Raw genomic sequence first — 25,324 nt, forward strand, 5'->3', positions numbered from 1 at the left:
GACGACTTCCGACAGCGCAGCGGCGACGCGGACCGATCGCCGCCTCGGAATGCGCATCTTGCTGCCGATCGGTGTATTGGCCCTGCTCACGGCGCTACTCGGGGTGATGTACCTCGACTACGTCGCCGACCCAGAGGGCAATCTGCACGACTTCCCCATCGCGCTGGTGAATCAGGATGTCGGAGACGTCACAGGGCCGCCCGACGCGCAGCAACATGTGAACTACGGCAAACAGATCACCGACGCGCTACAGCAGGGCATGCCGGAGGACAAGATCGATCTGCGGGTCGTCGGCATCAGCGAGGCCGAGCGGATGATGCAGCAGGGCCAGGTCTATGGCGCGATGGTCATCCCGAGCGATTTCAGTAAGCGACTCGGCATTCTCGGCGTCGGCAGCATCGTTCCCGGCGATATCGAACGCCCGATCATCACCTTGCAGACCAATCCGCGCATGGGCGCGTTCGGCACCCAGATCGTGTTGCGGGTCGGCGACCAGGCCCTGACCCAGGTGCGGCAGCAGGTCGGCAGGCAGCTCACCGATCAGGTGAATGCGCAGCTCGCGCCGGAGCCAGGGGCGCCGCCGAGCCCGGAGCCGAGCGGTGCGGCGCGGGTGGCGCTGGAAGACCCGGTGCAGATCGTGTACCAGCAGTACCGCCCGCTGCCCGACGGCACCGGCCAAGGCCTGACCGCGTTCTTCTACGCACTGCTGATTCTGCTGGCCGGCGTGGTCGGCGCGATGGTCATCCACACCATGATCGACGCCGCGCTCGGCTTCGTGCCGACCGAATACGGGCCCTGGTACGTACATTTCCCGCCGACGCCGATCTCCCGTTTCCACACCCTGCTCATCAAATGGGGTGTGATGGTGGTCGCGGCCACCCTCGTCTCGGCCATCTATCTGGGTGTGGCGAAGCTGCTCGGCATGCCGATCGACCATCCGCTCGGGCTGTTCCTCTACAGTGCGCTGGCCCTGACCGCCGTCGGCATGACCGGCCTGTCCATCCTCGCGGCCATCGGCTCGGCCGGCCTGCTGGTGAACCTGATCCTGTTCATCATCCTCGGCCTGCCCTCCTCCGGCGGCACCGTGCCCATCGAGGCCACACCCAAGTACTTCCATTGGCTGGCCGGCTGGGAACCGATGCATCAGGTCTTCCTCGGCGTTCGCTCGATCCTGTACTTCGACGGCAGTTTCGCCGCCGGCCTGAGCCGCGGCATCTGGATGGCCCTGATCGGCCTGGCCGTCGCGATCGTGTTCGGCGCGGTGATCACCAAGTTCTACGACTACAAGGGACTGCACCGGGAGAACCGGGTGGCTGCCGCGGGCGCGCCCACGGTTGGTGCCGGAGTGGGCCCTGCGGGAACCGACTCGGCCGGCCAGCGCAAGGCGGACACTGCGGACACCGGATCGGCCGCCGCTGATTCCGGGACCAACGCCACCGAAACTGCCGATACCGACTCCCCATCGGGCGCCAAGGGTGGCCGTACCGACGAGGACTGACTGCGACGGCAACAGCGTGTCGACGGGCTGTTCGGACCGCGTCGGTGGGTCGCAGTATCGTCGCCCCCGTGGTCCGACGTGCGGCGGTGAAACCGGAAGAGATGCGGGCGGCGGTCACGGCGGTGCGGTCGTGGCTGCTCGATGAGGCAGCGCCCGCACCCGCGCGGGCCGAACTGGGCGCGGCCGTGCGGATGACGGCGCGCGCGCTGGCCGAATCAGCGCCGGGTCATTCGGTGGAGGTCCGGGTGCCGCCTTTCGTCGCCGTGCAGTGCATCGAGGGTCCGCGCCATACCCGGGGCACCCCACCCAACGTCGTCGAGACCGACCCGCGCACCTGGCTGCTGCTCGCCACCGGCCTGATGGATTTCGTCGCCGCCCGCGAGGAAGGCAGGCTGACCGCCTCCGGCAGCCGCGCCGACGAAGTGTCCCGGTGGCTGCCGATCCTGCGGGTGGGCATCGGACCCGAGTAGTAGCCGCTTCTGCCCCCGGCCGCGTGGAGGTTCGCGTCGACCGCGAGGGCGTCCCCGGTATCCGCGTCTTCGGCCCCCGGCCGCGTGGAGGTTCGTGCAGGCGTCGCCTTGGCACTGCGGGAAGGTGCGTGCAGGCGTCGCGGCGTCACCGCGGGAAGGTGCGTGCAGACGTCGCGTCATCACCGCGGGAGGGTTCGGGGACGGTGTCCCGTCAGCACCACGTGCGGGCTGCGAATCGCGCCGCGAGCGCACCTCCGGCATTGATCGCCCAGTGCAGCAGGGCGGGAGCGGTCGCGCTGTCGGTGTGCCGGCGCAGCAGACCGAACAGTGCCCCGGCGGCAGTGGTTACGGCGATGGTGACCGGCAGGTTCTCCTCGGTGGCGCGGGCGGGCGCGATATGCCAGAGCCCGAAGGTGGTGGCGCCGAGCAGGGTTGCGACGGGCGGCCCGAAGGTCTTGTCCAGCAACGGGTCGAGGGTCGCGCGGAAGACCAATTCCTCGCTGTAGACGGTGCCGAACGGAATGTGCACGCCCACCCATTCGGCGGTCGAGACGCCGGGAGCGCGGTCGGGGCGCTCGGCCAGCTCACGGCGCACGGCCGGAATGGCAAGCGCCGCACCGTAACCGGCGGCCACGATCCCCGCACTGCCGAGGCCGTAGCGCCATCCGCGCGCCGAGCACCAGTTCGGGTGCGCGCCGAAGGCGGCGGCGTACCCGGTGGCGGCACCGGCGTTGACCAGCGTGCGCACCCGCATATCCTCCGGCAGCCGCGGCACCACGGCATTGCTCCACAGCAAGGGCAAGGCGACTGCCAGCGCAACCCGGACGCTCACTTGATCTGCCGTTCATACGCCTCGGAGATCTCGATCTCGTACCGGATGCGTTCGGCCAGCTCCGGATTCCAGCCGGGCGGCGCGGCGATGGCTGCCCAGCCGTCGAGTACCAGGCTGCCGTACCGGTGCCCGTGCCCGTCGGTGACGCCCTGTGCGTTGGTGAGATCGGCGGTGACCTGCCAGAAGGTGACGAACGGCGCCCACCGCATCCGCCCGGACACATCGGATCCGCGCGGTTCGGACAGCCAATCCGGTTGCGAGAAGATCAGATCGGCCGACCACCAGACGATGGGGTCGGACGGATGTTGCAGGTAGGCGATGCGCGGCGCCCGCCACTCCGGGCCGGGCCTGGCGAAATCGGCGGCGTCGGCGGCGAACCGGACCACCAGCCCGTCGGCGTACACCGGTTCCACCTCCAGCGAACCGGGATCGCGCCGCGCGACGAACTGGCTCCACAGCCGATTCGAATTCGGCGGGCCGACCCACAGGGCACCGTCGACCTTCTCCCGCAGATCGGCCAGCCCCTCGAAAGCCGCCTCCGAGCCCTGCGAGCCGAGGCTCTCGCCGTAGACGAACAGTTTCGGCCGCTGCTGCTCCGGCCGCGCCGACCAGTGCTGATACACGGCGTCGAAGACCTCGCGCCCCGCCGCCGCGGCTTTGCTCTTGTCCGCGAGGAACGACAGCACGCTGGGCAGATACGAGTACTGGGTGGCCACCAGTGCGGTATCGCCGCCGTACATGTATTCGATCGCACCCGCGGCCATCGAATTCACCCAGCCGGTACCCGTGGTCGTGATCACCACGATCACCTGCCGCTCGAAGGCGCCGGCGCGTTCCAGTTCGGCGACGGCCAGTTCGGCCTGTGTCCGGCCGTCCTCGGCCGACTCCAACCCGACGTAGGCCCGAATCGGTTCCTTGGCGGGCTGTCCGGTGACCTGGGCGATTCTGGCGGCGTTCGGACCGTGCGAAACGAACCAGCGGCCCTCGAAACCGAGCGTGTCCCATTTCGCCAGCGACATCGGGCTGCCCGACTTCTCCGGCAACTGCGGCTGCACCGCGTATTCGGAGGTGTGGTCGTTACGCACACTGAACGCCTGGTTCGCGACCGCGAAGAACGCCCGCGTCGCCACGCCGTTGAACAGGGTGACCGCCAGCAGCACCAGCACCAGGAAACCGGCCGCCGGCGCCAGTTCGCGCGGCACCTTCACCCAGCGGTTGAGCTGACGGGCCAGGTACAGGATCAGTTCACGCACCGTGCGATACACCGCGACGACCAGGACGCCGACCGCGAGGCTCAGCAGACCGGTGCGCAGATAGGCGGGCGTGGTGGTGCCTTCCATATCCATCAGCGCGGTGATCTCACGCTGCCAATGCGCCGACTGCACCAGCATGTACGCGGCCAGCACCGCGGCCGTCAGCAGAATCGCCGACTTCACCCCGTAGCGCACCCAGGTGGGTGGTGCCGGGATCTTCAGCCGCGGGCGCACCCACAGCCGGAACAGCCATTCCAGCAGGCAACCGACGCCGTAACCGATGGCGGCATTGATGCCGCTGATCAGGCCCTGGAACATCCAGTCGCGCGGTACCAGCGACGGGGTGACCGACAGCGCGAAGAACACCGTCGCGACCACCAGCCCGACGTAGTTCAGGTCGATGACCACCTCGGCCCGGCGCACCGCTGCGACGCCGCGCGAGCGCAGCTTCGTGAGGGTGGACGCCGTTTCGAGCACCAAGACAGTATGGCGGCAGCCCCCGACAACGCCGGTGCGTTACCCATTCACGGCGCGGCAACTACCCATCGCACTCGAGTAGTTGTACCCGGTCGCCGCGGCCGCGAACCTCGCACACTCGATAACCATGAGCACACCAAACGCAGCGCCGAAAACCACCTCGGCATACATCGCCCAGGCCGCGATCGCGTTCGGCGTCAGCTTGTTCGGGGCGGGCGTCGGAATCTTCTATCTACCGCTGGATCCGTGGCAGCGCGGATTCCTCGGCATGACAGTGCTGTTCCTGGTGACCAGCACCTTCACCTTGGCGAAGGTGGTCAGGGACAAGCACGAAGCCGATTCCCTGCGTGGCCGGATCGACGAGGCGCGGATGGAGAAGCTGATCGCCGAGCACGATCCGTTCAAGTCCGTCGCCTGATCACCTCAGCGCGAATCACCCCGCCCGGACCCGGTGTTCACGAGGGGTCCGGGTCCGGACGGGGTGAGCGTTGTGGTGTTCGGTCCCAGCGGGACTCGGTTCGCCCGGCGGAATCGACTGTCAGACGGCGGAGCCGAACAGCTTGGGCAGCGTGCCCTCATGCGCCTCGCGCAGTTCGGCCAGCGGCACCGTGAACTGTCCCTGCACCTCGATCGAGTCGGAGCCCTGGTCGACCACACCGATGCGCACCCACGGCAGTTCGCGCGCGGTGCACATGCGGGTGAACCGGGTTTCCTCCGAGCGCGGCACGGCGACCAGCACACGACCCGCCGATTCGGAGAACAGCGTGACGAACGGATCGGCGTCCTCGGGAAGCAGGATGCGGCAACCGGTCTCGCCGGCCAGCGCTGCCTCGACCACCGCTTGGGCGAGACCGCCCTCGGAAAGGTCGTGAGCGGCACTGATCATGCCGTCGCGGGAACCGGCGGTCAGCACCTCCGAGAGCAGCCGTTCGCGGGCGAAATCGACCTTCGGCGGGACGCCACCGAGATGATCGTGGGCGACCTGCGACCAGATCGAACCACCGAACTCGTCGCGGGTGTCGCCGAGCAGGATCAGCGTCTCGCCCGGCTCGAGGCCGAGGCCGGTCGGGATGCGGCGGTGCACATCGTCGATGACGCCGAGCACGCCCACCACCGGCGTCGGCAGGATCGCGTCCTGGCCGGTCTGGTTGTAGAAGCTCACATTGCCGCCGGTGACCGGGATGCCCAGTTCGGCACAGCCGTCGGCCAGGCCGCGCACCGCCTGCTGGAACTGCCACATCACGCCCGGATCCTCCGGCGAGCCGAAGTTGAGGCAGTTGGTGACGGCCTTCGGGGTGGCGCCGGTGGTGGCGACGTTGCGGTAGGCCTCCGCCAGCGCGAGCTGGGCGCCGGCGTAGGGGTCGAGCTTGGTGTAGCGGCCGGAGGCGTCGGTGGCCAGGGCGATACCGCGGCCGGTCTCCTCGTCGATGCGGATGACGCCCGCGTCGGCGTGTTCGGCGAGCACGGTGTTGCCGCGCACGTAGCGGTCGTACTGCTCGGTGATCCACTTGCGGCTGCACAGCTGCGGGCTGGACACCATCTGCAGCAGCGTCGCGCGCAGCTCGTCGGCGGTCTTGGGCCGGGTCAAGGTGTCGGGAGTATCGGCGATCAGGGCGTCCTGGTACTCCGGACGCCGCACCGGACGCTCGTAGACCGGGCCCTCGTGCGCGACGGTGCGCGGCGGCACATCCACCACGGTCTCGCCGTGCCAGGTGACGACCAGCCGCTCACCATCGGTGACCTCGCCGATCACGGTGGCCAGCACATCCCACTTGCGGCAGACGGCCATGAACGCGTCGACATTCTCCGGCGTCACCACCGCGCACATGCGCTCCTGGGATTCGCTGGACAGCACCTCGGCCGGCGTCATATCGGCCGCGCGCAGCGGCACCTTGTCGAGCTCGATGTGCATGCCGCCGTCACCGGCTGCCGCCAGCTCGGAGGTGGCACAGGACAGTCCGGCGCCGCCGAGATCCTGGATGCCGACGACCAGCTTGGCCGCGTACAGCTCGAGACAGCACTCGATGAGCACCTTCTCGGTGAACGGGTCGCCGACCTGCACGCTCGGCAGCTTCTTGCGGCCGGCGCCGGATTCGTCCCCGGAGAAGGTGTCCGAGGCCAGCACCGAAACGCCGCCGATGCCGTCGAGGCCGGTGCGCGCGCCGAACAGGATGATCTTGTTGCCGGTGCCCGAGGCGAAGGCCAGATGCAGATCCTCGACCCGCATCGCGCCCGCGCACAGCGCGTTCACCAGCGGATTGCCCTGGTAGGAGGCATCGAAGACGGTCTCGCCGCCGATGTTCGGCAGGCCGAGCGAATTGCCGTAGCCACCGATGCCGCGCACCACACCGTCGACCACGCGACGGGTGTCGGCGGCGTCCGCCGCACCGAAGCGCAGCTGATCCATCACCGCGATCGGGCGCGCGCCCATCGCCATGATGTCGCGCACGATGCCGCCGACGCCGGTCGCGGCGCCCTGGTACGGCTCGACGTAGGAGGGGTGGTTGTGGCTTTCCACCTTGAAGGTGACCGCCCAGCCGTCGCCCACGTCCACCACGCCCGCGTTCTCGCCGATGCCCGCGAGCATGGACGAGCGCATTTCCTCGGTGGTGGTCTCGCCGAAGTAGCGCAGATGCACCTTCGACGACTTGTAGGAGCAGTGCTCGCTCCACATCACCGAGTACATCGCCAGCTCGGCGTCGGTGGGGCGGCGGCCGAGAATCTCCTTGATCCGGGCGTATTCGTCATCCTTGAGCCCGAGCTCGAGATACGGCTGCGGAGTGTCCGGAGTGGCTGCGGCGGTTGCGACCGTGTCGACCTGCGGAGTCACGGGATTACCAGGGTCCTTTCGGCCAGGCATGCGGAGACAATCCAGACGACCGCCGCTGCGACGCGCCGAGTTGCTGAATTGCCGCGAGATACTCCTGCGAGTCTACTGCCGGGGCAAACGCGACCACTGCCGGGGCAAACCCGGCCGGACCTCGGCCATCGCGGGACCGGCTAATCTGTCCCGGTGAACGATCGATCGGGGGTTGCGGAACCGGCCGAGCAGCCCGTCCCCACAGCCGGCGCGCGCCCCGGGTCGAACAGCGACGACACCGGGCTCGACAGGGAGCCCGCGCGCGGGCTGTCGCCGCGCCAGATGCGCTGGCTGACCGGCGCGATCGCGCTGTTCGTGATCTACGCGATCATCGCCCCGCTGGTGCACTGGTGGGACGGCTATATCGACCTCCAGGTCTACCGCAACGGCGCCCGGGTCTGGCTCGACGGCGGCGAGCTCTACGGCCCGATGCCCGAGGTGTTCGGCATCGGTCTGCCGTTCACCTATCCCCCGCTGGCAGCGCTGCTGTTCGCACCGCTCGCGCTGATGCCGCTCGGGCTGGCCGAGATCGTGGTGTTGGCCACATCCGTGCTGAGCCTCGGCATCACGCTGTGGCTGGTGCTGTCGCGGATCCGCCCGGAACTGGATCGAATGACGGTGCTGGCGGCGGTCATCGCGGCGGTCGCGGTGGCCGGTTTCTTCGAGCCGGTGCGCCAGACCTACTCCTTCGGCCAGATCAATCTGGTGCTGATGGCCGCGGTCGCGCTGGACTGCCTGGTGCGCAAGCCCTTCTGGCCGCGCGGCATGCTCATCGGCATCGCCGTCTCGGTGAAACTGATCCCCGCCGGGTACCTGCTGTATTTCCTGTTGCGCAAGGACTGGAAGGCGGCGGGCACGCTGATCGCCTCGGCTGTCGGCGCGGTCGGGCTCGGGTTCCTGATCTTCCCCAGCGATTCGGTGGAGTACTGGTTCCACACCCTCGCCGACACCGGACGGATCGGCCCGCCCTATTACGCGGGCAACCAATCGCTGAAGGGACTGGCCTTCCGGCTCGGCGTCTCCGATTCCCTGGCGACGCTGATCTGGATCTCGTTGTCACTGATCGCGATCGGCCTGGCGGCACTGTGGATGCGCAGGCTCATCGAGGCCGGCGCCTCGGTGGCCGCGCTCATGGTGAACGCGGCCGCCATCCTGCTGGTCTCGCCGGTGTCGTGGTCGCACCACTGGGTGTGGGTCGCGCCCGCGCTGCTGGTGGCCGCCGACGCCATCGCCCGCGGCAGGCGTAACCCGCTGCTGATCGGCGCCGTCACCGCGATGACGGTGATGTTCTTGATCGGGCCACACTGGTTGCTGCCGCACGAGGCCGACCGCGAACTCGACTGGGCCTGGTGGCAGCAGATCATCGGCAGCGGTTACGTGATCACCACCTTCGCGGTGTTCGTGATCGCCGTGCTGACCTACCGCCCTGCCGTCTCCGGGGTGAAGAAGGCGGCCAGCGCCGCGGCGTAGGCGCCCACATCGTCGGCGCCCATCAGTTCGCGCGCCGAATGCATGGCGAGCTGGGGCGCCCCGACGTCGACGGTGGGCATGCCGGTGCGCGCGGCCGTCATCGGGCCGATGGTCGAACCGCACGGCAGATCGGCGCGATGCACATAGCGTTGCAGCGGCACCCCGGCCTGGTCGCAGGCCAGCGCGAACGCCCCCGCGCCGGTGGCATCGGTGGCGTAGCGCAGGTTCTGGTTCACCTTGAGCACCGGGCCGCCGTTGATCTCGATGCGGTGCGCGGGCTCGTGCCGGTCCGGATAGTTCGGATGGGTCGCGTGGGCCATATCGCCGGAGGCACAGATCGAACCGGCCAGCGCCGCCAGGTATTCGGCCCGGCCACCGCCGCGGGTGAGCACGATGCGTTCCAGCACCGTCGCCAGCAGATCCGATTGGGCGCCGCGGTCGGACTGGCTGCCCACCTCTTCGTGATCGAACATGGCGAGCACCGGCACCGCCGCGCCCGGGGTATCGATGGCGGCGAGGAAGGCGCGCAGGCCCGCGTAGCAGGTGCCCTGGTTGTCCAGGCGCGGCGCGCTCACCAGATCGCGGTCGCGGCCGACCAGCCGGCTCGGGTCGAGGTCGTGGGTCATCAGTTCCCAGCCGAGCACGGCGTCCGGCGCGATACCGGCATGCTCGGCGACGTAGGCGATGAACGAGCGCGGTTCGGAGCCGACACCCCAGATGGCGTTCACATGCCGCTGCGGATCCAGCGTCACCCCGCGCCTGTCCTCGGACAGGTGGATCGCCAGCTGCGGCACCCGCAGGATCGGCTCGTTGATGCGAACCAGCCGCTCGCCGACGGTATCGCCCTCGCGCACACTCAACCGCCCGGACAGGCCGAGCTCACGATCGAGCCAGGAATTCAGCCAGGCGCCACCGTACGGCTCGAGGCCGACCAGCTGCCAGCCCGCCGAGCTCAGGTCCGGATGCTGCTTGACCCGCAGATTGGGGCTGTCGGTATGCGCGCCGACCACCCGGAACGGCGCCCCCGCCGCGGGGTCGTGATCGGCCCACGCCACCAGCGAGCCGCCGCGCACCACGTAATGCCTGCCGCGCCCGCCCGCCAGCCAGGCCGAGGCCTCATCGAGCCGGGTGAACCCGTGCTCGTCGAGATCCTGTGCGACCGTATGGCACACGTGGAACGGTGACGGCGACTCATCGATGAAGGCACACAGCCCGGCGGCCGAGGCCGCGGTGGAGGAAACCGGCATACCGCGATCCTAGGCGTGCCGAGGGCGACCCGGCCGTCGAGATCAGGCCGAGACGAGTGTGTCCAGCACGGAGAGGAACAGGCCGAGGCCGTCGTCACTCGGGCCGGTGAGCGGCTCGGTGGCGTGCTCCGGGTGCGGCATCAGTCCGACGACGCGGCGATTGGCCGAGGTGATGCCCGCTATCCCGCGCTGCGAACCGTTCGGGTTGTCGCCGGCGTAGCGGAACACCACGCGGCCCTCACCCTCGAGCTCGTCGACCACGGCGTCGGAGGCCTGGAAGCGGCCCTCACCGGACTTCAACGGCACCAGGATCTGCGCGCCCGGCTCGTACCGCGAGGTCCAGGCCGTGTCCACGGCCTCGACACGCAACCATTCGTCACGGCAGATGAAGTGCAGGCCCTCGTTGCGGGTGAGGGCGCCGGGCAGCAGGCCCGCCTCGCACAGCACCTGGAAGCCGTTGCAGATGCCGAGCACCGGCATGCCGTTCTCGGCCGCGCGCACCACTTCACCCATGACCGGGGCGAAGCGGGCGATCGCACCGGCGCGCAGGTAATCGCCGTAGGAGAAACCACCGGGCACGATGACGGCGTCGACCTGCTTCAGATCGGCGTCGGCATGCCACAGGCTGACCGCCTCGGCGCCGGCCAGCCGGACCGCGCGGGCGGCGTCGACGTCATCGAGCGTGCCGGGAAAGGTGATGACCCCGATGCGCGCTGTCATGAGACGCGGACCACCTTCCACTCCTCGATGACGGTGTTGGCCAGCAGCGATTCCGCGATCTGCGCGAGTTCGTCGTCGCTGACGTCATCGCCGACCTCGAGTTCGAATCGCTTGCCCTGCCGGACGTCCGAGACTCCCTGGAATCCCAGGCGCGGAAGTGCGCCGACAATGGCCTGACCCTGCGGATCCAGGATCTCGGCCTTCGGCATCACCTCGACGACGACTCGTGCCACGCGTTGCTCCTCGAGTGGTGGTGGGGGTTACCTGAACAGCGTAGTTGGCGGGCGCGACCGGCGCGGTGCCGGGTTGGGTGTGTGTGATGCGCCGTGACGCGGCCCATAGCGGACGTCCGCCTGCCGACCCGCCGCGATGCTGGAGCGGATGCGCGACTGCGCCTAACGTAGCCGTATGCGCATTGCCCACTTCGGTCATTCCTGCATCCTCGTGGAGTTGCACGGCAGAAAGATCCTGTTCGATCCGGGCACCTTCGCTCACGGTTTCGAGGGTCTCACCGGACTGGACGCCATCGCGATCACCCATCAGCACCCCGACCACATCGACCCGAACCGGATCGAGGCGCTGATCGACGCCAACCCGGACGCCCGGTTGTTCAGCGACCCGCAGACCGCCGACCAGCGCGGCGGCCGCTGGGAGGCGGTGCACGCGGGCAATGTCATCGACCTCGACGGCCTGCGGATCACCGGCGGCGGCGGACGTCACGCCGTCATCCATCCGGAGATCCCCGTCATCGACAACACCGTCTTCCAGCTCGGCACCCCCGACGACCCGGCCCAGCTCGTGCACCCCGGCGATTCCCTGTGGGTCCCGCCCACCCCCGTCGGCGTCCTCGCCCTGCCCGCCGTCGCCCCCTGGATGAAGATCAGCGAGGCCGTCGACTACCTGCGCGCCGTAGCCCCGCGCACCGCCATCCCCATCCACTACGGCATCATCGCCGCCGAAGCCCAGGGCATCTACTTCGGCCGACTCTCCGAAATGGGCCCGGCGGGCACCGAATTCCGCGTCATCCAGCCGGAGGACTCCGCCGACCTGTGAGCGCATCGTCCCAGGCACGCTGTGCGAACCTGAACCCATGAGCGTCGGCACGGTGACCCAGTGGCACAACGACAAGGGCTGGGGCGTGATCGACTCCCCCGACACCGCCGGTGGCTGCTGGTTCCACTACAGCCATCTCTGGGCCGGAGCGCTCCCCCAACTGCAACCCGGTGAATCCATGTGGGTCAGCGGAGGTTTCCGCGAGGCGTTCGTCGGCGAGATCGTCGACTTCGACTGGGAACGAGCAGATCAGGACGGCTATGCCTGCCGGGCCACCGATGTGCGGCCGCGACGGGAACCCCCGCACTGGACCGTGCGGATCCACCCGGCGCGGTAGTGCCCGCTCAGCGGGTGTAGGTGGATAGGAACAGTGCCTCGGCCAGGGCCAGGTGTTCGATTTCGGTGGGGTCGACGCTTTCGTTGGGGGCGTGGATCAAGCACTGTGGTTCCTCGACGCCGAGGAGCATGATCTCGGCGTCGGGGTAGGTATCGGCGAAGACGTTGCACAGCGGGATCGAACCGCCCTGGCCCTGGGTGGTGGCGGGGCGGCCGTAGGCGGCGGCGAGGGCGGATTCCATGGCGGTGCGGGCGGGCCCGCCGCTGCCGGAGCGGAACGGAGCACCGGTGGCTTCCAGCTCGACGGTGAGTTTCGCCTGCCACGGGATGTGCGCTTCGAGATGCGCGACCAGTGCCCGGTGGGCCTGATCCGGGTCGGTGCCCGGTGGGATGCGCAGGTTGAGGCGGGCGCGGGCGATGGGCTGGACGGCAGCCGAGGAGCCGACCACCTTGGGCGCGTCGATACCGAGCACCGTGAGCGCCGGGCGGGCCCAGAGCATGTCGGCCACCGTGCCGTCGCCGAGCAGGCCGACGCCGGAGAGCACGCCGGCATCGGTACGGAACTGATCCTCGGGATACTGCACGCCGGCCCAGGTTTCGTCATTGGGCAGACCGTCGACGGTGGTGTTGCCGTGTTCGTCGCGCAGTGAATCCAGCAGGCGGATCAATGCCGCCAGCGCATCCGGTGCCGGCCCGCCGAACATGCCCGAATGCACCGGCCCGGCCAGGGTTTCCACCGTCACCACCACGTTGACGTTGCCGCGCAGCGTTTCGGTGAACGTCGGCACTCCGACCGCGAAATTCCCGCTGTCGCACACCAGGATCGCATCCGCCCGCAGCAGCTCCGGATTCGCCTCCACGAACCGCTCCAGCCCGCCGGTCCCCTGTTCTTCCGAGCCCTCCGCGACCAGCGTGACCCCCACCGGCAGCTCGGTGCCCAGGGCCCGCAACGCCGTCAGGTGCATGACGATATTGCCCTTGCAGTCGGCGGCACCGCGCCCGTACCAGCGCCCGTCCTTCTCGGTGAGCTCCCACACCGGCGTGCGCCAGGCCGCATCGTCGAGCGGCGGCTGCACGTCGTAGTGGCAGTACAGCAGCACCGTCGGCGCACCGGGCGGGGCCGGCCGCGAGGCGATCACCGCCTTGCTGCCGTCGGGTGTTTCGTGCAGACCGACCCGGGTGAGCCCGGCCGCGGCGAACGCGTCGGCCACCCAGTGCGCGGCGCGGTCGCATTCCTCGGCCGGGAACTGCCGCGGATCGGCCACCGATTTGAACGCCACCAGCTGCGCGAGATCGGTGCGCGCCTGCGGCATCTGCTCGGCGACACGTTTACGCAGTTCGGTGACGCGGGCTTGGTCGGAAGTCATCGTCTTCTCACTTCGTTGTTTCGTCGAACTTCATGTCCCCCACGTGCTTTCGATACTCGTCGAGATGCTCTGGACAATAGGTGGCGATGGCGAGTTCGACCGCACGCACCACCTCGCCGGAACCGATCACCGGCCGCTGCCCGGGTCCACCCGCGCCAGTGCTGATGGCCTGCTGGTACCTGGCCCGGATCAGCGGCGAGGACGGGTCCTGGCAGACGATGCCGCCGTCGCGCCCGAGCGAATTCGCGATGACCTGCGGGTCGGGCGCGGGCAGGCCGGCGGCGACCAGTTCGTCGTGCAGCTGCCCGGCCAGCACGTCGGCCTGGTGATCGTCGCGAATCCGGTCGAACTGGGCGAGCCCGAACAGGGCGAACGTGCACAACAGCACCACCGCGGTGATGTAGATGATGCGGCGCTTGCGGTCGGGCGCGTCCCCGGTCTCCGGCCCGTTCATGCCGTCACCTCCGGCGCCGCGATCTTCCAGCTCTCCCGCCGGAATCGGTAGAACAGGTACGGGATCAGCAGGCCGACGATCCCGAGCCCGCCGGCGACGATCAGCACATAGACGAAGGTGTTACCGCCGCCGAACTGCGAGGGCGGCACGAACCCGATGACGAACGCCGCCACCGACGACACCGCCCCCAGCACGCACAGCCCGACCAGGCCCGGCGCGCGATACCCGCGCGGATGATCCGGCTGCGTGCGCCGCAATCGGACGGCTGCCGCGAACATCAGCACATACATGATCAGATACACCTGCGTGGTGATGACCGACAGAATCCAGTAGGCGCTCGACACATTAGGGATGAACGCGTACAGCAGCGCGATCAAGGTGGTGAACACGCCCTGCGCGACGAGCATGTTCTGTTGCACCCCATGAGCATTCGTTCTGGTGAGGATCGGCGGCAGATAGCCCTCGGACCGCCCGATGAGCAACAGTCCCTTCGACGGGCCGGCCAGCCACGTCAGCATCCCGCCGAGCGCCGCGGCCACCAGCGCGATGCCGACGATCGGGGTCAGGAAGTCGATCCCGAAATGCCCGAAGAATCCGTCGAAGGCCTGCATCACGCCGGCGGTCAGGCTCAGGTTCGCCGCGGGCACCACCCAGCTGATCGCCAGGGCGGGCAGGATGAAGATCAGCAGCACCAGCCCCGACGCCAGGAACATCGCCCGCGGGAATTCCCGTCCGGGATTGCGCAGGCTGGACACGTGCACCGCGTTCATTTCCATCCCGGCATAGCTGAGGAAGTTGTTCACGATCAGCACCAGGCTGGCCAGCCCCGCCCATGCGGGTAGCAGATGCCCGCCGTCCATCGGCGCGGCGGAAGCATTGCCCTGCGCGAGGAACACCAATCCCAGCAGCACGAGCACGGTCCCGGGAATCAGAGTCCCGATCACCAGGCCCATGCTCGACAGCCCCGCCACCGTTTTGGTGCCCTGCGAGGAGATGTAGACCCCGGCCCAGTACACGGTGATGATGACGATCGCGACGTACACACCGTTGGATGCCAGCGACGGATGGATGATGTAGGCGAAAGTGCTTGCCACATAGGCCAGCAGGCTCGGGTAGTAGAAGATCGTCATCGCGAACTGGCACCACACCGCGAGGAAGCCCAGCGGCTTGGACAGCCCGTCGCCGACCCAGCGGTACACCCCGCCCTGCCAGCCCGAGGCGAGTTCGGCCGCCACCAGCGAGGTCGGCAGTAGGAACAGCAGCGCGGGAACGAGATAGAGGAAAACGCAGGCCAGCCCGTAGACGGCCATGGTGGGCGCCGACCGCAGGCTGGCCACCGAGCTGGTGGTCATCAGCGCCAGGGTCACCCAGGTGATGTATTTGGTGGTGGTAGCGCCTGTGGTGGTAGCGGTCACCGCTCCCTCCTGCCTGCTCGGTACGTCCGATCCAGCAATCGAGAAGCGGCCGCCGGCTCGCCGCCGTGACCACTGTGGCATGAAACCGTGCGGCTATCGGTAGGTTTCGGGCTATCGACGCGCAACCATCACCCAAATCGTGACCAGGGGCGAAGACGTCGCCGCCCCTCGATCGCCGAACCGGGGCGGCGACGTCTCATGCCGCCCGCGCCGCGGTGAACGGTTGCCAGCGATACACCTCGCTGACCGCACCGTGGTACAGGGCGAGGTCGACGGCGTCGAGCATGGCCTGACGTGGACCCGGACGGCTCAGCTGCGCGCCCGAAACGGCCAGGCGCAGCACACCGCCGCGACGCGCGGTACGTGCGGCGCCCATCACCAGCGCCCGGCACCACCACGGTTCGGCCCGGAAACCCTCACCGATCCCGTACACCCTGGCCTTCTGCGCGATATCGCGTTCCAGGTCGAGCATGGTCGTCAGGCCGAGCGCGAGCCGGAAACCCACCTGCGGCAGCGCCGCGATGGCACCGGCCGAGGCATCCCAGCGCGGCGCGGCGAACAACCGGGTACGCAGGCCGACCTGCTCGAGCACCCGGTCGGCGGCGGTCAACCGCAGCAATGCCTCGTGTTTGGGCAGGGTCGCGAATTCCGCGCGCCTGCGTTTGGTGGCGGCCTGGTCGTACCCGTGCAGCACGATGGCATCGCCCTCGGCGCGCCTGCCACGCAGCCAGGCCTGCGTGGCCGGGTCGCTCACCAGGCGGTATTTGCCCTTCAACCGGGGCGCCACCAGCAGCGACAGCCGCACGTCACGCCGATCCATTTCCGCGGCGAACTCGATCGCCGCATCCCGGGTGGTGTCCCGGATACCGGAAACCGACACGATCAGCTCAGCGTTCATGAACCCACGGTGGCAGCCGCAGATGTATTCGGCGTGCTGTGCGGATGACCGCCCGACGAACTGTCTACCTGGTCATTCGGCTGTATCCGATCGCGACTGATCCGAGCCCTGCGTGGTGACGCTGCGCTACCGCCTCCGGGCCTGACCGGATCAGCCGCCCAAACCGACGGTGTCGAGCACCCAGGCGTACTCGAACGCCACTTCCTTCCACTTCTCGTACCGTCCGCTGACGCCGCCGTGGCCCGCGCTCATCTCCGTCTTGAGCAGGATCGGCGCGTCGCCGGTCGCCGTGGCACGCAGCTTGGCGACCCATTTCGCCGGCTCCACATACAGCACGCGGGTGTCGTTGATGCTGGTGATCGCCAGGATGGCCGGATAGTCCTTGGCCTCGACGTTCTCATACGGCGAGTAGGACTTCATGTAGTCGTAGACGTCCTTGTCGGCCAGCGGGTTGCCCCATTCGTCCCATTCGATGACGGTGAGCGGCAGCGACGGATCGAGGATCGAGGTCAGCGGGTCGACGAAGGGCACATTCGCGAGGATGCCCGCGAACAGCTCCGGCGCCAGATTCGCCACCGCGCCCACCAGCAGCCCGCCGGCGCTGCCGCCGTCGGCGATCATCCGATCGGCGGCGGTAACGCCCTTGTCGATGAGATGACGGGCGCAGGCCACGAAGTCGGTGAAGGTGTTCTTCTTGGTGAGGGTCTTGCCGTTCTCGTACCAGAGCCGGCCCATCTCGCCGCCGCCGCGCACATGCGCGACCGCGAACACCATGCCCCGGTCCAGCAGCGACAGCCGGGAGACCGAGAACGACGGATCCATGCTGGCCTCGTAGGAGCCGTAGCCGTACAGCAGCAGCGGCTTCGGCGCGGTGACGTCGAGATCCTTGCGCTTGATCACCGAGATCGGGATGCGGGTGCCGTCCTCGGCCACCGCCCAATCCCGGTGCTGCTCATAATCGTCCGGGTCGTAGCCGCCGAGCACCGGCTGCTCCTTGCGCAGCAGCAGCTCGCCGGTGGCGGGCACGTAGTCGAACACCTGCATCGGTGTGATGAACGAGGTGACGCCGAGGCGCAGCGTCGGCTGCGTCCACTCCGGGCTGGCGCCGACACCGGCGGCGAACAGTTCCAGCCCGAAGTCGAGCTCGCGCAGTTCGCCGTAGCCGTGGGGGCCGAGCGGCCAGACCGCGACCCGGCTCAGCGCCTCGCGCCGGTAGCTGAGCACGAGGTGCCCGGCGAAAGCATCGACGTCTTCCAGGCGCACATCGTCGCGGTGGTCGATGAGCACGGTCATCTCCGCCGGATCGTCCACCGGGGCCTCGGCGAGGACGAAGTTCTCGGCCTTGCGGCCCGCGCCCGGCTTGCCCTCAGGAATAACGTCGTTGTGCAGGATCAGGAACCGGTCGCGGCCCGCGATCACCGCATGTTCGGCGGAGTACTCCACGCCCTCACGACGCGGCAGCAGCACCCGGAATTCGCCCTCCGGGTCGTCCGATTCCAGCACCCAGCCCTCGGTGGTGATCTTGGAGCCGACCCAGATCATCAGGTACTTCTCCGAGCGGGTGGCCCCGACGCTGACCCAGTAGCGCTCGTCGGGCTCGTGGAAGACCTTCACATCGGCGTCGGTGGCGGTGCCGAGGCGGTGCCGCCAGACGGTGTCGGGGCGCCAGGATTCGTCGACGGTCTGATAGAAGACGTGCGTGCCGTCCAGCGACCAGGTGGCGCCGGGCGCGGTGCGCGGAATCTCGTCCCCGAGCAGCTCACCGGTGCGCAGATCCTTGATCCGCAGGGTGTAACGCTCGTCGCCCTGGGTGTCCACCGAGAACGCCAGCAGGTTGCCGTCGTAGCTGAGCGAGAAGGCGCCGAGGGCGAAGAAGTCGTGCCCTTCGGCGAGGGCGTTGCTGTCCAGCAACACCTGTTCGCCCTCGATCTCGGTGCCGGCCTCGAGCTTCGGCGGGGTCCAGGCGTCGATGCCCGTCGCGGCGGCGTCGATCGGACAGCGGCAGTGCACCCCGTACTGCTTGCCCTCGAAGCTGCGCGAGTAGTACCAGTAGTCGCCGACGCGGGTGGGCACCGACAGGTCGGTCTCCAGCGTTCTGGCCTTGATCTCGTCGAAGATCTTGTCCCGCAGCGGGCGCAGATGCGCCGTCTGGGCCTCGGTGTAGGCGTTCTCCGCCTCGAGATAGGCGATGACCTCGGGGTTGTCCTTGTCCCGCAGCCATTCGTAGTCGTCGACGAAGACGTCGCCGTGATGCACCCGCTCGGTGGGTACCGTCTTGGCGATCGGCGCCGCCACCGCCTGGTCGGTTGTCGATCCGCTACCACTGTCGAGAGCCATGCGCACCACCGTAGCCGGGACCGCCGGTGCACCGCCCGCCCGGATTCGGCGCGGACTCGGCGTCCGGCCCGGATCTCGGCTCCGAGCCCGGCGCGGATCGGCGCCCGTACATCAGACGACCGGCCCGCCACTCATGAGCAGCGGACCGGTCGGATGCGAGGCTCAGGCGCCGAGAGCGGGCCCGATCGTCGACCACGAGGCGTGCAGCGTGTCCTGCCAGTACGACCAGGAGTGTGTGCCGACGGGGCTGTAGTCGATGCGCGCCGGGATGCGCGCGGCACGCAACTTCTGTTCGAACGCGACCGTGCACAGGTTCACACCCAGCTCGACCGGGCCACCGAGGAAGATGTTCTCCGCCAGCTGCGGCTTGATCTCGGCTTCGTGCGGCCCGGGGATGCCGGTGCCGGTGGACAGGTAGAGCGTTTTGCCGCGCAGCCGCTCCAGCATCAGCGCGGGATCGTGTTCGGCCCAGGCCGGGCTGCCGGGCGGGCCCCACATGTTCAGCGGATTGCCGCCGCGATTGGCGATGGAGAACATCACCGCACCCTGCGCCATGGCGGTGTCGGGGCAGGCGCTGTACCCGGCAACGGCGCGATACAGCCCGGGATGACGCGCGGCGATGATGTAGGCGGCGTTACCGCCCATGGACAGGCCGCCGATACCGTTGACGCCGTTGCCGTTGAACTGGGCGTCGATGATCGGCGGCAGCTCCTGGGTCAGGAAGGTCTCCCACTTGTACCGGCCGAAACGCGGGTCGTCGGTGATCCAGTCGGTGTAGTAGCTGGCCTGCCCACCGACCGGAAGCACCACGTTGACGTTGCGGCCGGCGAAGAAGCGTTCGGCGTCGGTGGCATTGGTCCAGGTGCTCTGGCCGACGCCGGGGTCGAGCCCGTCGAGCAGGTAGTACGAGCCGCGCGAACCGCCACCGGCCGGGTGCAACACCTGCACCTGGATGGTGCGGCCCATCGCGGCGGAGTCGATGAAGATCGCCGATCGGGTGGGGCTCAGCTCGTCGACGCGGACCAGTCGGGCCGCCGACGCCGGCGCGGGCTGCACCACCGCCGGGCCGATCAGTGCCGCCGCGAACGCCAGCACCACGGCAGCAATTCTTGCTCTACGCACTTCCCCTCCTGCATCAGCGCATGACAATGGGCTTCTAAACTAACCCAGGGTCGAGTTGCGAGTGATCATTTGAAGATTCGGCGTTTCGACAGCAAACTGCCCGGTACGTAACTGCTGTCACGCACGTAACAGCGGATGCGCGGATCAGCGCCCGAGCACACCCCTGATCGACGCAGCGAGATAGTCCAGATCCTCCCGATGCGGAGAGGTGGGCCTGGCCTGCAAGCCGAAACCGTCGCCGATGGTGCGCGGGATGACGTGCAGATGCACATGGAACACCTCTTGACCAGCGGCGACACCATCGGCCAGGAAGAAGTTCACCCCTTCGCAGGCCACCTCGCTGGCCCGCAGCGCGGCCGCCAGCTTCTGCCCCACCTGGAACAGCTTGCCGCCGATCTCCGGATCGAGTTCCTCCAGGCTGCGCGCCACCACCTTGGGCACCACCAGCAGATGTCCCGGCGTCAGCGGGCGGATATCCATGAAGGCGATGACGTCATCGTCCTCGTAGACGCGGCTGGCGGGCTCCTTGCCCGCGATGATGTCGGCGAAGATCGTGTAGGGATTCACCCGCCCACTATCGCTGCCGCCCGCCATCGAAATCCACCGGAACGTCGGCAACAGCCGCGCGGTCGGCGCGATCACCGCACGGTCAGCGAGATCTCAGAGAATCGGCGACGGCGTGTACCGGGCGGCCTCGGGATAGGCGGCGACGAGCTTGTCCACCTGCGCCACCACATCGCCGACCTGTGCGCCGGCGGCCCCGATGAACGCCGACTTGTCCGCCAGTGCGGCATCGAGCGCCGCCCGGTCCAGCGGCAGCCGGGAGTCGGCGGCGAGACGGTCGAGCAGATCGGGTTCGCGGCCCTGTTCCCGCATGGCCAGCGCCACGGCCACCGCGTGTTCCTTGATCACCTCGTGCGCGGTCTCCCGGCCGACCCCGCTGCGCACGGCCGCCATCAGGATGCGGGTGGTGGCCAGGAACGGCAGGTAGCGGTCCAGTTCGCGGGAGATGACGGCCGGGTAGGCGCCGAATTCGGCGAGCACCGTCAGGAAGGTTTCCATCATGCCGTCGATGGCGAAGAAGGCGTCCGGCAGCGCGACCCGGCGCACCACCGAGCAGAACACGTCACCCTCGTTCCACTGCGCACCGGCGAGCTCGGCGGCCATCGACGCGTAACCGCGCAGCACCACCTGCAATCCGTTGACGCGCTCGCAGGAGCGGGTGTTCATCTTGTGCGGCATGGCCGAGGAGCCCACCTGGCCGGGCTGGAAGCCCTCGGTGACCAGCTCGTGGCCCGCCATCAGCCGGATGGTGTGCGCGAACGACGACGGCCCCGCACCCACCTGGACCAGCGCGGAGAGCACATCGTGGTCCAGCGAGCGCGGATACACCTGACCGACGCTGGTCAGCACGTTCGCGAAGCCGAGGTGGCGCGCCACCTGCTGTTCCAGCGTGGCCAGCTTGGCCGCGTCGCCGCCGAGTAGATCGAGCATGTCCTGGGCCGTCCCCATCGGGCCCTTGATGCCGCGCAGCGGGTAGCGGTCGATCAGTTCGCGCAGCCGGGTCAGCGCGATCAGCAGTTCGTCGGCGGCGGAGGCGAACCGCTTGCCCAGCGTGGTGGCCTGCGCGGCGACGTTGTGCGAGCGGCCCGCCATCACCAGCACCTGGTATTCGGCGGCACGTTCGGCCAGCCGGGCCGCGATGGCGACGCCGTGGGCGTGCACATGCTCGAGCGAGAGCCGGATCTGCAACTGCTCGACGTTCTCGGTGAGGTCGCGGCTGGTCATGCCCTTGTGCACGTGCTCGTGCCCGGCCAGCGCGTTGAACTCCTCGATCCTGGCCTTCACATCGTGGCGGGTGACGCGCTCACGCTCGGCGATGGAGGCCAGGTTCACCTGGTCGATGACGCGCTCGTAATCGGCGAGGACGCCGTCGGGCACGTCGATGCCGAGCTCGGACTGCGCCCGCAGCACCTCCAGCCACAGCCGCCGCTCGAGCACGATCTTGTTCTCGGGGGACCACAGGTGCACCAACTCGGGGCTGGCGTAGCGGGTGGCTAGGACGTTCGGGACGAGGCTCACGTCCGGTCAGTCTAGTGCTCGGAACCGGTCGACCTGCTGCGGCGTCGGCGGAGCGACGATGTCGATCACTTCGAGCAGCGCCCCGCGGGCCATCCGCCGCGGTTGCGGATCGCGTTCGGTGAGCGCCGCGACCACCGCGCCGTCGACCACCGCGACGACCCTGCGCAGCTGTTCGGTCCGCACCACCCGGTCGGAGCGGCGCAGCACGTCGGCGAGCAGTTCGTCGAGCTGGGCACGTAGTCGCTGTTGCACTTCCCGCAGTTCGGGGTGGCGCGCGGAGGCGACGGTGCGCTCGTAGCGGGCGATCAACTGCCCGCGCGCACCCTCGTCCTGACCGTCGGGGCCGATCAACAGGTCCAGTACCAGTTCGACGGTGGCTTCGGCGCCGCGCCTGCGGTGGCTCACCTCGCCGATCCGCCTGCGCATCGCTTCCAACTCGGCATTACCGCTGAACTCGACCGCCCGCGCGATCAGATCCTCCAGCGATTCGAAGTAGTAGGTGGTGGACGCCAGCGGCAGCTCTGCCCGGGTCGCGACGGAGCGATGCCGCACTGCATCGAACCCACCTTCGAGTAGGAGCTCGGCAGCGGCCGCTACCAGAGCTTGGCGACGCCGTTCGCCTTTCGGGGTCGTCGCGGTTATCACCGTGCCATCGTGCCAGTCATCATCAGTTCATCCGTGCGGAATCGGAAGGAATTAGCAGCCACCGATGTTTTTACCGCATCCGCGCGGCGATGGGGTCGTACTGTGCAAAGTTGTTGCCGGACACTATGTTCGACCGCCTGGTTAGTGCTCAGCGTCGCAGAAACCGGTCGAGCCGTTCCAGCGCGGCTTCGATGTCTGCGGTGGCTCCGGCGAACGAGAAGCGCACGGTGTGATTGCCGGCGACGGTGTCGAAATCCAGTCCGGGCGCCAGTGCGACCCCGGTATGTTCGAGCACCTCGGCGCACCAGGCGCGGGAATCGCCGGTGAGGTGGGCGATGTCGGCGTAGGCGTAGAAGGCGCCGTCGGCGGGCGCCAGATCGGTGATGCCCAGCTCGGCCAGGCCGTCCAGCAGCAGTTTTCGATTGGTCGCGTAGCGGCGGACGTGGCCGTCGAGTTCGGCTTTGGCCTCGGCGCCGAACGCGTGCAGTGCCGCGTACTGCGAGATGGCGGGCGGGCAGACGGTCATATTCGAGGCAAGTCGCTGCAAGGCGGGCCGCATATCCGTCGGCGCCAGCATCCAGCCCAGCCGCCAGCCGGTCATCGAGAAGTACTTCGAGACCGAGCCGATCACCACCGCTTCGCGGGAGGTCTCCCACGCCGACGCGGTGCGTTCGCCGCCGTAGGTGATGCCGTGATAGATCTCGTCGGAGATGAGCACGGTGCCGTTGGCCTCGCACCAGCGGGCGAGCGCGGCCAGCTCGTCGGGGTCGATCATGGTGCCGGTCGGGTTGGCCGGGCTGGCCACCACCAGGCCCTTCGGCGGCTGCGGCAGCGCCTCGAGCATGGCGACGGTGGGCTGGAAGCGGGTCTCGGCGCCGCAGTCGAGCTCCACCACCCGGCAGCCGAGCGCGGTCAAGGTGTTGCGGTAGGCCGGATAGCCGGGGCGGGCCACCACCACGGTGTCGCCGGGGTCGAAGGCGGCGAGGAAGACGAGGGTGAAGGCGCCGGAGGAACCGGTCGTCACCACTACGTCGTCGGGGTCGACCGGGTAGCCGTAGGTGCGGCGGTGGTGTTCGGCGATCGCGGCGCGCAGCGGGAGGATGCCGAAAGTTTCGGTGTAGCCGAGCAATTCGGCGTCGATGGCGATCTTGGTCGCGCGCAATACCGGCGCGGGCGCGGGCGTCGATGGCTGCCCGGCCGCGAGCACCAGCACATCACCGTGCGTCCTGGCTCGTTCCGCTGCGGCTTTCCAGACATCCATCACGTAAAAAGGTGGAATGGTCGACCGCCGAGATTCTGTGAACACCCGACAGACGGTAGAGCACACGCTCACCGCCGTCGGGCGATATGGTCGCACCTGATGCTCGAGAAGGCCCCCCGGTCGCCCCTCGACCAGGACTCCGCCGAAGAGCCCGCCACCGACGGCAACAAAGCCGGCGGCGCCGGGCTCGATGAACAGCGCCGAACGGACATCGCACCAGCAGCTCGGGAAGGCGCGCCCGCCGGCCGCACCTTCCGGCTCCCCCGATGGCGACGCCGGACTGCCGCGGCCACACCCGTCGCCGTGGCCGTGGACTCCCGAGGCGACGTCGAGACGCCCGCCGACGCACCCGTTGACACCGGGGCCACGGACGCACCCGCCGACGATGCGCCACCACGCGGCCCAGGCAACGCTGCGCCCGCCGACACCGCTGCTGTCGACGAACCCGCCGACAACCCGGCCGACAACGAACCCACCGACAACCCGGCCGACGAGGAGCACCCCGACGCGTCGGACCGTCTGCAAGACGTGCGCATGGTCGGCGGAGTCGTGCTCGCATCGGATTGGCGGACCCGCGAGAAAACGCAACGGCGCGGTCTGCGCGGCTTGTTCGCGTCGCGGATCGCACAGGCTCGGCAGCTGGCCGAGCGGTGGCCCTCCCGTGCGGATGTCGGGGCGCTGCTGGCCGAGCGCCCCACCCGCGAGGACCTGCGCGCACTGGCGGCGAAGCGCCCGACCGGCGACGAAGTACGCGCGACCTTACGCAAACACCGGGTGCTGATCGGCGGCGTCACCATCGTCGCATTGTTCGCCGCGGCCGATTCCAGCTTCACCGACCTGGTCTCCGACCGGGGGCCAGCACCGGGACAGGCGCAGCGGATCGCGGTGGCCTATCCCTGGCAGATGCAGACCACCACACCCTCGGTGCGGCGCTATCTCGATGCCGTCGACCACGGTGAACGCCTGCGCGAAGCGGCCGTGGTGGCCGCGGCGGCCCGCGCCACCCTGGAGCGCGCACGCACTGAGGCGGCGGCGGCCGCGGCGGGCGAACGTCAGCCGTGGATGGGCACGCCACCACCGCCTGCCATCACGATGACGCCGGGCGAGGTGCTGCCCGGCGGCATCGCACCCGGGGCGGGCGGTTACGTGCTCCCTGCGATCGGCGTGTTCACCTCCGGGTTCGGGCAGCGCTGGGGCACCTTCCACAACGGCATCGACGTGGCAGGGCCGATCGGTACCCCGATCTACGCCGTCGCCAACGGCACCGTCATCGACGCGGGCCCCGCGCAGGGTTTCGGCCTGTGGGTGCGCATCCGCCACGATGACGGCAGCATCTCCGTCTACGGCCACATGTACGACTTCTTCGTCTCCGTCGGCGAACGCGTCCCGGCCGGCATGCAGATCGCCCGCATGGGCAACCGCGGCGACTCCACCGGGCCGCACCTGCATTTCGAGGTGATCGTCGGCGGACAGCACGTCGACCCGCAGCGCTGGCTGGCATTGCACGGGCTCACCTACAGCTGAGCA

The 25,324-nt window shown here is 68.8% G+C and carries 23 protein-coding genes; 7 read left to right on the top strand and 16 right to left on the bottom strand.

The features are described from left to right. Nucleotides 1–49: 49 nt before the first annotated feature. Nucleotides 50–1,498, top strand: coding sequence for a YhgE/Pip domain-containing protein (locus tag AC5W7N_RS01820; protein WP_195020926.1), 1,449 nt, complete (start codon nt 50–52; stop codon nt 1,496–1,498). Nucleotides 1,499–1,566: 68 nt separating this feature from the next. Continuing rightward, on the top strand, nt 1,567–1,968 hold the full coding sequence (locus AC5W7N_RS01825; protein ID WP_324197386.1) for a sterol carrier family protein: 402 nt from the start codon (nt 1,567–1,569) through the stop codon (nt 1,966–1,968). A 211-nt stretch (nt 1,969–2,179) separates the two neighbouring features. On the opposite strand, the gene AC5W7N_RS01830 is transcribed toward AC5W7N_RS01825, so the two are convergent. Both AC5W7N_RS01830 and AC5W7N_RS01835 read right to left on the bottom strand, forming a co-directional pair. Beyond that, the gene (locus tag AC5W7N_RS01830; RefSeq protein WP_195020560.1) at nt 2,180–2,800 is read right to left on the bottom strand and encodes a CPBP family intramembrane glutamic endopeptidase; all 621 of its coding nucleotides are present in this window, start codon (nt 2,798–2,800) and stop codon (nt 2,180–2,182) included. Further along, nucleotides 2,797–4,533, bottom strand: a complete 1,737-nt coding sequence (locus AC5W7N_RS01835) for an alpha/beta hydrolase (protein WP_163817733.1) — start codon at nt 4,531–4,533, stop codon at nt 2,797–2,799. The genes AC5W7N_RS01830 and AC5W7N_RS01835 overlap by 4 nt, the downstream gene beginning before the upstream one ends. Before the next feature lie 124 nt (nt 4,534–4,657). Between AC5W7N_RS01835 and AC5W7N_RS01840 the strand changes: the two genes are divergently transcribed. Next, a complete protein-coding gene (locus AC5W7N_RS01840; RefSeq protein WP_014348876.1) occupies nt 4,658–4,948 on the top strand; it encodes a YiaA/YiaB family inner membrane protein in 291 nt (96 codons plus the stop codon). Nucleotides 4,949–5,068: 120 nt separating this feature from the next. Here the strand turns inward: AC5W7N_RS01840 and purL are convergent, their stop codons facing one another. Then, the gene (purL, locus tag AC5W7N_RS01845; protein ID WP_495923131.1) at nt 5,069–7,360 is read right to left on the bottom strand and encodes a phosphoribosylformylglycinamidine synthase subunit PurL; all 2,292 of its coding nucleotides are present in this window, start codon (nt 7,358–7,360) and stop codon (nt 5,069–5,071) included. A 312-nt stretch (nt 7,361–7,672) separates the two neighbouring features. Here purL and AC5W7N_RS01850 point away from each other — a divergent pair, with 312 nt between their 5' ends. Continuing rightward, entirely contained in the window at nt 7,673–8,860 is a 1,188-nt protein-coding gene (locus tag AC5W7N_RS01850; RefSeq protein ID WP_495924254.1) for a glycosyltransferase 87 family protein, read from the top strand. On the opposite strand, the gene AC5W7N_RS01855 is transcribed toward AC5W7N_RS01850, so the two are convergent. Genes AC5W7N_RS01855 through purS form a run of 3 tightly spaced genes read right to left on the bottom strand, consistent with a single transcriptional unit; the run spans nt 8,809 to nt 11,060 of the window. Beyond that, on the bottom strand, nt 8,809–10,107 hold the full coding sequence (locus AC5W7N_RS01855) for a M18 family aminopeptidase (RefSeq protein ID WP_495923133.1): 1,299 nt from the start codon (nt 10,105–10,107) through the stop codon (nt 8,809–8,811). The two genes, AC5W7N_RS01850 and AC5W7N_RS01855, sit on opposite strands and share 52 nt — an antisense overlap. Nucleotides 10,108–10,149: 42 nt before the next feature. Next, the gene (gene purQ, locus AC5W7N_RS01860) at nt 10,150–10,827 is read right to left on the bottom strand and encodes a phosphoribosylformylglycinamidine synthase subunit PurQ (protein WP_495923135.1); all 678 of its coding nucleotides are present in this window, start codon (nt 10,825–10,827) and stop codon (nt 10,150–10,152) included. After that, nucleotides 10,824–11,060: a phosphoribosylformylglycinamidine synthase subunit PurS gene (gene purS, locus AC5W7N_RS01865; protein ID WP_036532785.1), complete on the bottom strand. Its 237-nt coding sequence runs from the start codon at nt 11,058–11,060 to the stop codon at nt 10,824–10,826. The genes purQ and purS overlap by 4 nt, the downstream gene beginning before the upstream one ends. A gap of 175 nt (nt 11,061–11,235) precedes the next feature. On the opposite strand from purS, the gene AC5W7N_RS01870 reads away from it, so the two are divergent. Both AC5W7N_RS01870 and AC5W7N_RS01875 read left to right on the top strand, forming a co-directional pair. After that, entirely contained in the window at nt 11,236–11,880 is a 645-nt protein-coding gene (locus AC5W7N_RS01870; RefSeq protein ID WP_195006935.1) for an MBL fold metallo-hydrolase, read from the top strand. 37 nt (nt 11,881–11,917) lie between these two features. Further along, on the top strand, nt 11,918–12,217 hold the full coding sequence (locus AC5W7N_RS01875) for a cold-shock protein (protein ID WP_495923136.1): 300 nt from the start codon (nt 11,918–11,920) through the stop codon (nt 12,215–12,217). 7 nt (nt 12,218–12,224) lie between these two features. Here AC5W7N_RS01875 and AC5W7N_RS01880 read toward each other — a convergent pair whose 3' ends face one another. From AC5W7N_RS01880 to AC5W7N_RS01925, 10 genes are all read right to left on the bottom strand, one after another. Continuing rightward, nucleotides 12,225–13,583, bottom strand: coding sequence for a dipeptidase (locus AC5W7N_RS01880; RefSeq protein WP_495923139.1), 1,359 nt, complete (start codon nt 13,581–13,583; stop codon nt 12,225–12,227). Between the two features lie 7 nt (nt 13,584–13,590). Beyond that, nucleotides 13,591–14,037 carry a hypothetical protein gene (locus AC5W7N_RS01885; RefSeq protein WP_163814031.1) on the bottom strand — a complete coding sequence of 149 codons (447 nt, stop codon included), beginning with the start codon at nt 14,035–14,037 and terminating at the stop codon, nt 13,591–13,593. Beyond that, nucleotides 14,034–15,452, bottom strand: a complete 1,419-nt coding sequence (gene gadC, locus AC5W7N_RS01890; protein ID WP_280212820.1) for a glutamate/gamma-aminobutyrate antiporter GadC — start codon at nt 15,450–15,452, stop codon at nt 14,034–14,036. Before gadC ends, AC5W7N_RS01885 begins: the two co-directional genes overlap by 4 nt. A 196-nt stretch (nt 15,453–15,648) precedes the next feature. After that, the gene (locus AC5W7N_RS01895) at nt 15,649–16,350 is read right to left on the bottom strand and encodes a DUF2334 domain-containing protein (RefSeq protein WP_280213095.1); all 702 of its coding nucleotides are present in this window, start codon (nt 16,348–16,350) and stop codon (nt 15,649–15,651) included. A gap of 150 nt (nt 16,351–16,500) precedes the next feature. After that, entirely contained in the window at nt 16,501–18,687 is a 2,187-nt protein-coding gene (locus AC5W7N_RS01900; RefSeq protein WP_194990358.1) for a S9 family peptidase, read from the bottom strand. Nucleotides 18,688–18,849: 162 nt separating this feature from the next. Next, on the bottom strand, nt 18,850–19,809 hold the full coding sequence (locus AC5W7N_RS01905; protein WP_163814027.1) for an alpha/beta hydrolase: 960 nt from the start codon (nt 19,807–19,809) through the stop codon (nt 18,850–18,852). Between the two features lie 144 nt (nt 19,810–19,953). Then, on the bottom strand, nt 19,954–20,376 hold the full coding sequence (locus AC5W7N_RS01910) for an HIT family protein (protein ID WP_163814055.1): 423 nt from the start codon (nt 20,374–20,376) through the stop codon (nt 19,954–19,956). 93 nt (nt 20,377–20,469) lie between these two features. After that, complete coding sequence (purB, locus tag AC5W7N_RS01915) at nt 20,470–21,891, bottom strand: adenylosuccinate lyase (RefSeq protein WP_163814026.1); 1,422 nt, start codon at nt 21,889–21,891, stop codon at nt 20,470–20,472. Between the two features lie 6 nt (nt 21,892–21,897). Continuing rightward, nucleotides 21,898–22,536: a TetR/AcrR family transcriptional regulator gene (locus AC5W7N_RS01920; RefSeq protein ID WP_163814025.1), complete on the bottom strand. Its 639-nt coding sequence runs from the start codon at nt 22,534–22,536 to the stop codon at nt 21,898–21,900. A 148-nt stretch (nt 22,537–22,684) separates the two neighbouring features. After that, nucleotides 22,685–23,842: a pyridoxal phosphate-dependent aminotransferase gene (locus tag AC5W7N_RS01925; protein ID WP_195006933.1), complete on the bottom strand. Its 1,158-nt coding sequence runs from the start codon at nt 23,840–23,842 to the stop codon at nt 22,685–22,687. 54 nt (nt 23,843–23,896) lie between these two features. Here AC5W7N_RS01925 and AC5W7N_RS01930 point away from each other — a divergent pair, with 54 nt between their 5' ends. Beyond that, on the top strand, nt 23,897–25,321 hold the full coding sequence (locus AC5W7N_RS01930) for a peptidoglycan DD-metalloendopeptidase family protein (protein WP_495923142.1): 1,425 nt from the start codon (nt 23,897–23,899) through the stop codon (nt 25,319–25,321). Nucleotides 25,322–25,324 lie beyond the last annotated feature (3 nt).

This window comes from Nocardia sp. CDC519 (assembly GCF_059509835.1).